The sequence below is a fragment of the Aeromonas sp. FDAARGOS 1411 genome (assembly GCF_019047125.1).
In the GTDB taxonomy this organism is placed as follows: domain Bacteria; phylum Pseudomonadota; class Gammaproteobacteria; order Enterobacterales; family Aeromonadaceae; genus Aeromonas; species Aeromonas veronii.
Genome location: NZ_CP077214.1, coordinates 1,286,082 through 1,298,650, shown reverse-complemented (window position 1 = coordinate 1,298,650; position 12,569 = coordinate 1,286,082). Strand labels below are relative to the sequence as shown.

Sequence of the window (12,569 nt, the reverse complement as noted above, 5' to 3'; positions counted from 1 at the left end):
CGGCTCACGCCTCGCTGCTGGGCAGCGCGGAAGGTTCCAGCAGGGTTTCATCTTCGGCCATGCAAGCAGCGGCGGTGAACAGCACGTCGGTGGAGCTGTTCAGTGCTGTCTCAGCAGAATCCTGCAACACGCCGATGATAAAGCCGACGGCCACCACCTGCATGGCGATGTCGTTGCTGATGCCAAACAGGCTGCAGGCCAGCGGGATCAGCAGCAAGGAGCCACCGGCGACACCGGATGCGCCACAGGCGCTGACGGTGGCAACCACGGAGAGCAGCACAGCCGTTGCCATGTCCACTTCCATCCCCAGGGTATGTACCGCCGCCATGGCGAGCACAGTGATGGTGATGGCAGCACCCGCCATGTTGATGGTGGCACCCAGCGGAATGGAGACCGCATAGGTATCCTCCGGCAGACGCAGTTTTTCACACAGCGCCATGTTGACCGGGATATTGGCCGCAGAGCTGCGGGTAAAGAAGGCTGTTACACCACTCTCTTTCAGGCAAGTCAGCACCAGCGGATAGGGGTTGCGCTTGATCTTCCAGAAGACGATCAACGGGTTGACCACAAAGGCGATAAACAGCATGCAGCCGATCAGCACCACCAGCAGTTGAGCATAGCCAAACAGGGCATCGAAGCCTGTCTCAGCCAGCGTGGAGGCAACCAGACCCAGGATCCCGAGCGGAGCACAGCGGATCACCGCTTTCACGATGGCGGAGACACCGTGAGACAGGTCAGTGATGAGCGCCTTGGTGCTCTCGTTGGCATGGCGCATAGCGATACCCAGACCGATGGCCCACGCCAGGATCCCGATATAGTTGGCATCCATCAGCGCCTTGACCGGGTTGGTCACCACGTTGAACAGCAGGGTCTGCAGCACCTCGGTGATCCCGCCTGGTGGGGTGATCTCGGCAGTATTGGCCACCAGATGGAGGTTGGAGGGAAACAGGAAGCTGGCAATCACCGCGACCACGGCCGCAGAGAAGGTACCAAACAGATAGAGCAGCAGGATCGGTCGCATATTGGTCTTCTGACCCTGCTTGTGACCAATGATGGCCGCCATCACCAGTACGAATACCAGCAGCGGGGCTACCGCTTTCAGTGCGCCAACGAACAGACTGCCGAGCAGACCAGCCGTTTTCGCCCACTCGGGGGCAAACATCGCCAGCAAGATACCGAATACCAGACCAACCAGGATCTGGCTGACCAGACTGGTGCTATTGACCAGCCGAAGGAGGGGGTGTTGTTGTGTCATCAAAAAAGTCCCTAAGCACCGTAGTGCATGAATCATGAGTCCTGTCTGCAACCACCCATCGGGAGACCCCTGTCGCCCGAATGTGGTGTCTGTGGCCAGCCTTCTGTCGGGCCGATCCGCCAGTCACCGGATTGCATGACGGAATATCCCATTCGCCATCTTTTTTTTCCAGAGACTCACCAAAAAATATCCCGTTTCCATCACAAAAAACCGCAACAAAACCTTAACCACAGCGCAACCACCCATTTTTGTACGTTTTATCAACACTCTCTGCCCTTGCCCTCACGACCATTCCTGTGTCATCCGTGACCGGCGTCGCTGTGCTATCATCCCCCATTTGCTGCGGAGCCTTGCCATGATCCCATCCCTGCTCAAGCAATATTTTGGTTTCTCCGCACTCAGGCCAGGCCAGGAGGCGGTGATCAGCCGGGTGCTGGCTGGTCAGAGTGCCGCCGCCATCTTTCCCACCGGCTCCGGCAAGTCACTCTGTTATCAACTGCCTGCCCTCGCCCTGCCTCACCTGACCCTGGTTATATCGCCGCTGCTGGCGCTGATGCACGATCAACTCGCCTTCCTTAAAAGCAAGGGAATAAGCGCCGCGACCCTCGACTCGAGCCAGAGCCCGGAGGAGAGCCGACAAGTGATGCAGCAGGCGCTGGATGGCCAGCTCAAGATCCTGATGATCTCGGTGGAGCGACTCAAGAACGAGCGCTTTCGCCGCTTTATCCAGCAAGTGCCGCTCTCGCTGCTGGTCGTCGATGAGGCGCACTGTATCTCGGAGTGGGGCCACAACTTTCGCCCCGACTACCTCAAGCTGCCGAGCTATCGCCATGACCTGAAGATCCCGCAGGTGTTGCTGCTGACGGCCACCGCCACACCGGCGGTGATTCAGGATATGCAGACCAAATTCGGCATCGCGCCGGAGGGGGTCGTGGTCACCGGTTTCTATCGCCCCAATCTTGATCTGGCAGTCATTCCCCTGTCGCCCGACGCGCGGGATAGCTGGCTCGCACAGGAGCTGGCCAACGATCCGGCGGCCCCCACCATCGTCTACGTCACCTTGCAACACACCGCAGAAGCCTGTGCCGAGCAACTCATGAGAGAAGGGATCAACGCCCGCGCCTATCATGCCGGACTCGACTCGGCGCTGCGCAGTCAGATCCAGCACGATTTCATGGCGGGCAAGGTGGACTGCATCGTCGCCACCATCGCCTTTGGCATGGGGATCGACAAAGCGGATATCCGGCGGGTCATTCACTACGATCTGCCCAAGTCCATTGAAAACTACAGCCAGGAGATTGGCCGCGCCGGACGGGATGGCCAGCCATCGCGCTGTATCGTGCTGGCCAACCAGAGCCAGCTACCGGTGCTGGAGAACTTCGTCTACGGCGATACGCCGGATTTGAGTGCCATCCTCCAGCTGCTTGCCATCATCAAGCAGAGCGGGAGCGAGTGGGAATTCACCCTGCTGCGCCTCTCCAACGACACCAATATCCGCCAGTTGCCCCTTAAAACCCTGCTGGTCTATCTGGAGATGGCAGGTATCATCACTCCGGCCTATAGCTATTACGCCGACTACCGCTTCAAATTTGTGCTGGATAAAGGCGAGATAGTGAGCCGCTTCAATCCGGATCGCCGCCAGTTTCTGGAGCAACTGTTCGCCTGCGCCCCGCAAGCGCGCAGCTGGTGCACCATGAACTTTGACGCCCTCTGGCAGGGCTATCAGGGAGAGCGACAGCGGGCGGTTGCGGCGCTCGACTACCTGCAGCAGCAAGGCTGGATCGAGCTTGAAAGCAAACAGATGACCGAGGTCTACCGGATCACCCGTCAGGGGTGGGACAACGAGCAGGAAGCAAATGCCCTGCATGCCCTGTTCCTGCAAAAAGAGCAGAGCGAGCTGGCCAGACTGCAAGCCATGCTCGACTTTTTCACCTCAAGTGAGTGCCTGAGCCACCGCCTCGCCCGCTATTTTGCCGATGAGGTGGCGCCGGTTCATTGTGGCCACTGTTCGGTTTGTCGCGGCGAGGTGGCGCATCTCCCGCCCCTGCCCTCACTGACCATGCCAAACGAGGCGGGGATCCGCGCCTGGTGCGATCCGCTGATTGCCAAGACAGGTTCCGTGGATGCGCGTGTTCTGGCCCGCTTCTTGTGCGGTATCGCCACACCGTTGACCAGCCGGGTCAAGGCCAAATCGCTGGCGGGCGCAGGCCAGTTGGCCGCCCACCCGTTTGCCCGCGTCCTGGCGGCAGTGCAACAAGCCTACCCTTGATAGATGAGTGCTGGTGGCTTCAATAGCCACCAGCAGAAACAAGCGTTTACAGACGCAGAAAAAGAAGACCCTCGCGGTTGCGAGGGTCAAGCCAACGGAAACGTGCTTAAACAGAGCTTGGTGAGGCAACAGTCAACTCTCTTGCTAAAGCATCTTGCTGCTCACACATCGCCAATCTAGGGCACTCAAAATGTAGCGTCAATGTAAAAATTAGAGTCAAAACTCCAAATAATGTAATTTACGTTGACGTTCACGTAATGACATTCTCATCCATAACCCCGCCAACCCGCAGCCCCATTGCCTTTCGTCAAACCCCTTAATCTTTTCGCAATAAGTTCCCTCTTTCCCATAAACATTTATTTTTTATGTCTTTGACATTTACCTCACTATCGTGGCAAAAATAATTTAACAGTCAGTAACATAGCGGTGTTGTTGACTGACCCTCCCCGCACAAGGATCGGGCAGGTTTCTTCAGAATTTAACCTATCAACCGTGATGGATTACTGGAGTCTGTTGACTAGGCTTTAAAAGCGCACAACACAAAAGCAGTCATCCACTTTTTTCAGGGTAAGCGACTATAACGAGGGCAAAGTTATGGGCATATTCGAGCATTACCAACAGCGATATGAAAAAGCGAGAGAAGAGGAATATACCATCCAGGAGTTCCTAGATATGTGTAAGCAGGACAAAGCCTGCTACGCCTCTGCGGCCGAACGTCTGCTGACCGCCATCGGTGAACCTGAGATGGTAGACACCTCTGCCAACCCCAGACTGAGCCGGCTTTTCTCCAACCGCGTCGTAGCACGCTATCCGGCATTCAAAGATTTCTACGGTATGGAAGAGGCGATCGAGCAGATTGTCTCCTACCTCAAACACTCCGCCCAGGGGCTGGAGGAGAAGAAACAGATCCTCTATCTGTTGGGCCCTGTTGGCGGCGGTAAATCCTCGCTGGCAGAAAAACTCAAATCCCTGATGCAGAAGGTGCCCATCTATCGCATCAAGGGCTCACCGGTCAACGATCACCCCTTCTGTCTGTTTGACATCGAAGAGGATGGCGAAATCCTAGAAAAAGAGTACGGCATCCCGCGCCGTTATCTGCGCCCCATCATGTCGCCCTGGGTTGCCAAGCGTCTGCACGAGTTTGGTGGCGACATCACCAAGTTCAAGGTGGAGAAGGTCAACCCCTCCATCCTCGATCAAATCGCCATCGCCAAGACTGAACCTGGTGATGACAACAACCAGGACATCTCCTCACTGGTCGGCAAGGTCGATATCCGCATGCTGGAGCACTTCGCCCAAGATGATGCCGATGCTTACTCCTACTCAGGTGCGCTGTGCAAGGCGAACCAGGGGGTGATGGAATTTGTTGAGATGTTCAAAGCGCCCATCAAGGTGCTGCACCCGCTGCTGACAGCAACCCAGGAGGGTAACTACAACGGTACCGAAGGGCTCTCAGCCCTCCCCTTTGACGGCATCTTGCTCGCTCACTCCAACGAATCCGAGTGGCAGCAGTTCCGCAACAACAAGAACAACGAAGCCTTCCTCGACCGGGTCTACATCGTCAAGGTGCCTTACTGCCTGCGCGTCTCGGAAGAGGTGAAGATCTACGAAAAACTGTTGGTCAACAGCGAACTGACCGAGGCCAAGTGCGCCCCGGGTACCCTCGAACTGCTGGGCCAATTCTCGGTGTTGTCACGGCTGAAAGAGCCGGAAAACTCCAGCATCTACTCCAAGATGCGGGTCTATGATGGCGAAAGTCTGAAGGACACCGATCCGAAGGCGAAGAGCTATCAGGAGTATCGCGACTACGCCGGTGTAGACGAAGGGATGAATGGTCTCTCTACCCGTTTTGCGTTCAAGATCCTCTCCCGCGTCTTCAACTTCGACCACGCGGAAGTGGCCGCCAACCCGGTGCACCTCTTCTATGTGCTGGAGCAGCAGATCGAGCGCGAACAGTTCCCGCAAGAGCTGCACGATCGCTACCTTGAGTTCATCAAGGGCTATCTGACCCCGCGCTATGTGGAGTTCATCGGCAAGGAGATCCAGACCGCCTATCTCGAGTCCTACTCCGAGTACGGTCAGAACATCTTCGATCGCTACGTTACCTACGCCGACTTCTGGATCCAGGATCAGGAGTACCGTGACCCCGAAACCGGCCAGCTGTTTGACAGAGCGTCCCTCAACAGCGAGCTGGAGAAGATCGAAAAACCTGCCGGGATCAGCAACCCGAAAGATTTCCGCAACGAAATCGTCAACTTCGTGCTGCGTGCCCGGGCCAACAATGCAGGCCGTAACCCCAACTGGACCAGTTACGAGAAGCTGCGCACCGTGATCGAGAAGAAGATGTTCTCCAACACGGAAGAGCTGCTGCCGGTTATCTCCTTCAACAGCAAAACCTCGGCCGAGGAGCAGAAGAAGCACGATAACTTTGTCGAACGGATGATGGAGAAAGGCTACACCCGCAAACAGGTGCGACTGCTCTCCGAATGGTATCTCAGGGTACGCAAGTCATCCTGACCCTGACTGTTCAAGGGGGAGTTATGGCGCATTTTATCGACCGCAGGCTCAACGGCAAAAACAAAAGCGCTGTCAATCGGCAGCGCTTCATCCGCCGCTACAAGAAGCAGATAAAACAAGCGGTCTCGGATGCTGTCTCCAAGCGCAGCATTCAGGACGTAGACAAGGGCGAGAGCATCAGCATCCCGACCAAGGATATCGGCGAGCCCCATTTTCATCAGGGGCACGGTGGTAAACGGGAGATGGTGCATCCCGGCAATGACCAGTTCGTCTCCGGCGACAAGATTGACCGTCCCAAAGGAGGGGGCGGCGGACAGGGTTCCGGCGAGGGACAGGCATCCAATCAGGGTGAAGGGGCCGATGATTTCGTGTTCCAGATCTCCAAGGATGAGTATCTCGATCTGCTGTTTGAAGATCTGGAGCTGCCCAGGCTGCAGAAAACCCAGCTCAATCAGCTGATGGAGGTGAAAACCTATCGGGCGGGCTACACCTCCAACGGGGTGCCCGCCAACATCAACGTGGTGCGTTCCCTGCAAAATTCGCTGGCGCGTCGCATGGCGTTGCAAGCTGGCAAGAAACGCCAGTTGCATGAACTGGAAGATAGGCTGGCTCTGCTGGCCGCCGATCCCAACGAGCACTTTGCAGAAATCACCCTGCTCGAGAAGGAGATCAGGGAGCTGAAACGACGGATCGATGCGGTGCCGTTTATTGACACCTTCGATCTCAAATTCAACAACTTCGTCAAACGGCCCGTCCCCTCCAGCCAGGCGGTGATGTTCTGTCTGATGGATGTCTCGGGCTCCATGGATCAGGCCACCAAGGAGATGGCCAAGCGTTTCTATATCCTGCTCTATCTGTTCCTGAGCCGGACTTACAAGAACGTCGAAGTGGTCTATATCCGCCACCACACCCAGGCCAAGGAGGTGGATGAACACGAGTTCTTCTACTCCCAGGAGACTGGCGGCACCATCGTTTCCAGTGCGCTAAAAATGATGAATGACATCATCAACGAGCGTTACCCGGCCAACCAGTGGAACATCTATGCGGCGCAGGCGTCGGATGGTGACAACTGGGCTGATGACTCACCGCAGTGCAGGGAGATCTTGGCGCGGGATATCATGCCAAGGGTGCGGTACTACTCCTACATCGAGATCACTACCCGTGCCCATCAGACCCTGTGGCACGAATATGAGTCGGTAGCCAGCCAGTTCCCCCACTTTGCGATGGAGCACATTCGCAAGGTCGAGGATATCTATCCGGTGTTCCGCGAGCTGTTCAAGAAACAAGCGGCGTGAGGAGGTCACATGATCGAAACAGAAAAACGTGTAGCGCCACTGGATGACGGACCAGACTGGAACTTCGATCTGCTGGAGACCTATCACCAGGAGATCGCCCGGGTCGCCCGTTTCTACAAGCTGGATACCTACCCCAACCAGATCGAGGTGATCACCGCCGAGCAGATGATGGATGCCTACTCCAGCGTTGGCATGCCCATCGGCTACCAGCACTGGTCGTTCGGCAAGCGCTTTATCCATACCGAACGCAACTACAAGCGCGGCCAGATGGGGCTGGCCTACGAGATCGTCATCAACTCCGATCCCTGCATCGCCTACCTGATGGAGGAGAACACCATGCCGATGCAGGCGCTGGTGATGGCACACGCCTGCTACGGTCACAACTCCTTCTTCAAGAACAACTACCTGTTCAAGGCTTGGACCGATGCCTCCTCCATCATTGACTACCTGCTGTTCGCCAAGAACTACATCACCCAGTGCGAAGAGAAGCATGGCATCGAGGCGGTGGAACAGCTGCTCGACTCCTGCCATGCCCTGATGAACTTCGGGGTGGATCGCTACAAGCGTCCCCAGAAGATCTCGATGGCTGAGGAGAAGCGGCGTCAGAAGGCGCGGGAAGATTATCTGCAGACTCAGGTCAACGAGCTGTGGCGAACCCTGCCCAAGCAGCATAAAGCCGCTGGCGTGGAGGACAGGCGCTACCCCGCAGAGCCCCAGGAGAACATTCTCTACTTTATCGAGAAGAATGCACCCTTGCTGGAGCCCTGGCAGCGGGAAGTGGTGCGTATCGTGCGCAAAATCAGCCAATATTTCTATCCGCAAAAGCAGACTCAGGTGATGAACGAGGGGTGGGCCACCTTCTGGCACTACACCATCCTCAATCACCTCTATGACGAGGGCAAGTTGAGCGATCGCTTCATGATGGAGGTGCTGCACAGCCACACCAACGTGGTCTATCAACCGGCTTACAACAGCCGCTACTACTCGGGGATCAACCCCTATGCGCTGGGGTTTGCCATGTTTACCGACCTGCGCCGCATCTGCGAGAACCCGACCGAGGAAGATAGATACTGGTTCCCCGACTATGCCGGCAGCAACTGGGTCGAAACCCTCCACTTTGCCATGCAGAACTTCAAGGATGAGAGCTTTATCAGCCAGTTCCTCAGTCCCAAAGTGATGCGGGACATGAAGTTGTTCGCCATTGATGACGACGATCTGAAGAACTATCTGAAGGTCTCCGCCATCCACAATGACGAGGGGTACCGTCAGGTGCGCAATACTCTGTCGGCCCAGTACAACCTCAGCAATCTGGAGCCCAATATTCAGGTCTACAACGTCGCCGTGAAGGGGGATCGCTCCCTCACCCTGCGCTATGTGCCCCACAACCGCATCCCCCTTGGCGACTCACGCCATGAGGTGCTCAAACACCTGCATCAGCTGTGGGGATTCGACGTGGTGCTGGAACAGGATAACGGCGATCTGCCACCCGATATCATCGGCCGCTGCCCGGAGCGCAAACCGGGGATCTGATCCGTGACGTTATATCTCGACGGCCCACTTCGGTGGGCCGTTTTTTAATCGGTTGCTTCTGCCAGCATGAGCGCTGCCCAAGCCGTACAACCCGAACAAACCACAACATAGAAAGAGGCCCACATGGGGTGCGGGCCTCGTGGTCTTGCGGTCAATCTGCAGCGGTTATCAGTAGAAGGTCTGCTGCTCTGCAGCCATTGCCTTGAGGCTGGCACAGGGGGCAAACCGGTCGCCGTGGCGCTTCTGGTAATACTCCAGACGGCCAACCAGATGATCGATCCCGAGCGTGTCCATGTAGCGGAACGGGCCGCCAAGGAATGGCGGGAAGCCGATACCGAAGATGGCGCCGATATCGCCATCACGGGCCGACGCCACCACACCGCTATCCAGCGCCATCGCCGCTTCGTTGAGCATCAGCAACACGCAGCGCTCGGCGATTTCCTGACGAGCCAGCTTGGCAGACGGCTTGATACCGAGCACGCCATAGACGCTCTCGTCCACCGTCTTCTTGCCCTCTTTGCCGGTCAGCTTGTTGCGCGGTGCAGCCTTGCCATAGAGGTAGAAGCCCTTGCCGTTCTTGCGTCCCTTGCGATCATTTTGCAGCAGCTTGTCGAACGCCTTGGGCGCCTGGAACTGCTCGCCGCCCAGCTCTTTCTCGAGGATGGGGGAGATCTTGGCCCCTACATCGATCCCCACCTCGTCCAGCAAGGTGATGGGACCAACCGGGAAACCAAAGTCCAGCAGCGCGCTATCCAGCACCTCCACCGGCTCCCCTTCCAGCACCAGTCGCGCCGCTTCGTTCATGTAGGGCGCCAGGATACGGTTGACGTAGAAACCGGCTTCGTCCTTCACCACAATAGGCGTTTTACCCTGAGCACGGGCAAAAGCCAGGGTGGTGGCGACCGTCTCGGCACTGGTGCCAGCGTGGGGGATGATCTCCGCCAGCGGCATCTTGTCTACCGGGCTGAAGTAATGCAGCCCCACGATCCGCTCCGGATGCGCCGCCTCTGCCGCAATCTGGTTGATGGGCAGAGAGGAGGTATTGGAGGCAAACACGGTGTGCTCACCGCACTCACGCTCCACGTCTTTCACCATCTGGTGTTTGAGCGCGAGATCTTCAAACACAGCCTCCACCACCATGTCGACCCGGTGGAAACCGGAGTAGTCGAGGGTGCCGGTCAACAGGCTCATCTGCTTTTCCAATTCGCTGCGCAAGATGTGACGACGCTTGAGCTTCTTGGCCAGAATGTCATAGCTGTAGCGCATGGCATTGCCGATCCCAGCGCTTGCCACATCCTTGATCCGCACCGGCACGCCCGCCTTGGTAGCGGTGACGAACGCGATGCCGCCCCCCATCAGACCACCGCCCAGCACGGCGGCATGGGCCACCTTGCGCGGCTCGGCCCCCTTATAGGTGACCTCTTTCTTCATCTCGGTGGTGGCAAAGAAGATGGAACGCAGGGCGGCAGACTCTGCAGTCATCACCAGCTCGCCAAAGTGGCGGGATTCAGCGGCCAGGCCGGCCTTCATCCCCTGCTCCACGCCGATGCGCACAACGTCCAGGATCCGCTCCGGCGCCGGGTAGTTGCCGCGGGTCTTGGCTTTCACCCCCTTGCTGGCCTGATCGAACAGCACCTTGCGACCCAGTTTGTTGGTCTCCAGCACCTTGCCCTGCAGATCCCGTTTCAACTGATGGCGCGGTTTGCCCTTCTTGGCCAGCTTGATGGCTGCATCCAGCAAGATTGACGGCGGCACCACATCGTCCACCAGCCCCAATTTCTTGGCTTGTTTGGCCCGCACCTGCTTGCCGGTCAGCATCAGATCCAGCGCCTTGGCCACCCCGATGAGGCGCGGCAGACGCTGGGTACCGCCAGAGCCCGGCAGCAGACCGAGCTGAACTTCCGGCAACCCCAGCACAGATTTTCCGTGATCGGTCACCACCCGACCATGGCAGGCCAGCGCCAGCTCCAGCCCGCCACCGAGGCAGGGGCCGTGAATGGCGGCGATCACCGGAATGGTCAGCCCCTCGATCTCGGCAAAGATCTCCTGCCCTTCTCGTGACAGGGTCTCGGCATCCTTGGCACTGGTGCAGGCGGCCAGCATGGTGATATCAGCACCAGCGATGAAGGAGTCCTTTTTGCCGGAGGTGATCACCAGCCCGATCAAATCCTTGTTGCGTTTTACCTCGTCCAGTACGGAGCGGATCTCCTCGACAAAGGCGGCTTTCAGGGTATTCATGCTCTCGCCCGGCACATCCATGGTGAGGATGCCGATGCCATCTTTGCGAACATCAAGGGAAAAAGTCTTAGCGCTCATCATTCAACCTCCAACACCATAGCCACGCCCAATCCACCCGCCGCACAGGCGGTGTTGAGCCCCAGTCCTCCACCGCGACGACGCAGCTCATGCAAGGTCTGGGTGATCATCCGCGCACCGGTCGCGGCAAAGGGGTGGCCATAGGCCAGCGAACCGCCGAGGACGTTGAACTTCTCCATGTCCACCTCGCCGATGGCCTGATCACGGCCCAGCTTGTCACGGGCAAACTCGTGGCTGGCAAACATCTTGAGGTTGGCCAGCGTCTGGGCGGCAAAGGCTTCGTGCATGTCGAGCAGGGTCAGATCGCTGAGCGTGATGCCGGCTCTGTCCAGCGCCAGCGGCGTGGCATAGGAGGGGCCCATCAGCATGTCTTGCCAGACATCGATGGCCGAGAAGGCGAAGCTGCGGATATAGCCAAGCGGTTCGAGGCCAAGCTCTTTCGCCCGACCTTCGCGCATCAGCAACACTGCGGCGGCGCCATCGGTCAGCGGCGTGGCGTTGGCCGCAGTCACTGTGCCATGGACCCGGTCAAAAACCGGCTTGAGCTTGGCGTAGCTCGCGAGATCCGAGCTTTCACGGATATTGTTGTCCCGCTCGAGCGGTGATTTGTAGGGCGGTACATGGGCGGTAAACACCTCACCGCTGAGCTTGCCATCAGCCCAAGCCTGCGCGGCCAGAGTGTGGGAGCGGTGAGCCAGCGCATCTTGCGCCTCGCGGCTGATCTGGTGGCTCTTGGCCATCTGCTCGGCGGTCTGCCCCATGGAGAGGCCAGTAGAGTATTCCGCCACAGCGGGCGGCACCGGCAGCAGATCCTTGACTCGCAGCTGACGCAGAATATTGAAGCGCTGCTGCAGATTGCGCGCCTTGTTGAGATCCACCAAGGCGCGAGCCAGCTTCTTGCTCACCCCGATAGGCAGCACGGAGGAGGAGTCAGCACCGCCGGCGATGGCGATGTCTACGGTACCGGCCATGATGGATTCGGTGACGTTGGCCACCGCTTGGAAACTGGTGGCGCAGGCGCGGGAGACGCTATAGGCATCGGTATTGACGCTCATGCCGGTACCGAGCACGATCTCGCGGGCAATGTTGGGGGCTTCCGGCATCTGAACCACCTGACCAAACACCAGCTGGTCGATAAGCTTGGGATCGAGATCGGTACGGGCGAGCATCTCGCTCACCACCAGTTTGCCGAGATCGACTGCAGGCACGCCATGAAAGGCGGTAGCCTGCTTGGCAAAGGGGGTACGCAGCCCCGCCACGACGGCAATCCGTTCGCCCTGGCGAGTCGTCAGTTTCAATGGCTGTTTCATCCTGGCTCCTTGGGTTTATAAGGGAGAGGTCTGACCTCATTGCGCCACATCTTAACAATCCAATCACAAGTTTCATA

7 protein-coding genes are annotated in these 12,569 nt (G+C 57.9%); 4 read left to right on the top strand and 3 right to left on the bottom strand.

The features are described from left to right. Positions 1-4: 4 nt before the first annotated feature. Positions 5-1,255, bottom strand: a complete 1,251-nt coding sequence (gene sstT / locus I6L41_RS05680; RefSeq protein WP_216962593.1) for a serine/threonine transporter SstT — start codon at positions 1,253-1,255, stop codon at positions 5-7. A gap of 355 nt (positions 1,256-1,610) precedes the next feature. Here sstT and I6L41_RS05675 point away from each other — a divergent pair, with 355 nt between their 5' ends. The 4 genes from I6L41_RS05675 to I6L41_RS05660 all read left to right on the top strand — a co-directional run bounded on the left by I6L41_RS05675 (position 1,611) and on the right by I6L41_RS05660 (position 8,866). Then, positions 1,611-3,524 (top strand): ATP-dependent DNA helicase RecQ, encoded by a 1,914-nt coding sequence (locus I6L41_RS05675; protein WP_216962590.1) that lies wholly within the window; start codon positions 1,611-1,613, stop codon positions 3,522-3,524. Positions 3,525-4,118: 594 nt separating this feature from the next. Next, the gene (locus tag I6L41_RS05670) at positions 4,119-6,041 is read left to right on the top strand and encodes a PrkA family serine protein kinase (protein ID WP_033113275.1); all 1,923 of its coding nucleotides are present in this window, start codon (positions 4,119-4,121) and stop codon (positions 6,039-6,041) included. Between the two features lie 23 nt (positions 6,042-6,064). Then, entirely contained in the window at positions 6,065-7,336 is a 1,272-nt protein-coding gene (locus I6L41_RS05665; protein ID WP_216962587.1) for a YeaH/YhbH family protein, read from the top strand. Between the two features lie 9 nt (positions 7,337-7,345). Then, positions 7,346-8,866: a SpoVR family protein gene (locus I6L41_RS05660; RefSeq protein ID WP_216962584.1), complete on the top strand. Its 1,521-nt coding sequence runs from the start codon at positions 7,346-7,348 to the stop codon at positions 8,864-8,866. Between the two features lie 168 nt (positions 8,867-9,034). On the opposite strand, the gene fadJ is transcribed toward I6L41_RS05660, so the two are convergent. Then, positions 9,035-11,182 carry a fatty acid oxidation complex subunit alpha FadJ gene (gene fadJ, locus I6L41_RS05655; protein WP_216963843.1) on the bottom strand — a complete coding sequence of 716 codons (2,148 nt, stop codon included), beginning with the start codon at positions 11,180-11,182 and terminating at the stop codon, positions 9,035-9,037. After that, positions 11,182-12,492 carry an acetyl-CoA C-acyltransferase FadI gene (gene fadI / locus I6L41_RS05650; RefSeq protein ID WP_164536749.1) on the bottom strand — a complete coding sequence of 437 codons (1,311 nt, stop codon included), beginning with the start codon at positions 12,490-12,492 and terminating at the stop codon, positions 11,182-11,184. Before fadI ends, fadJ begins: the two co-directional genes overlap by 1 nt. Between the last annotated feature and the right edge of the window lie 77 nt (positions 12,493-12,569).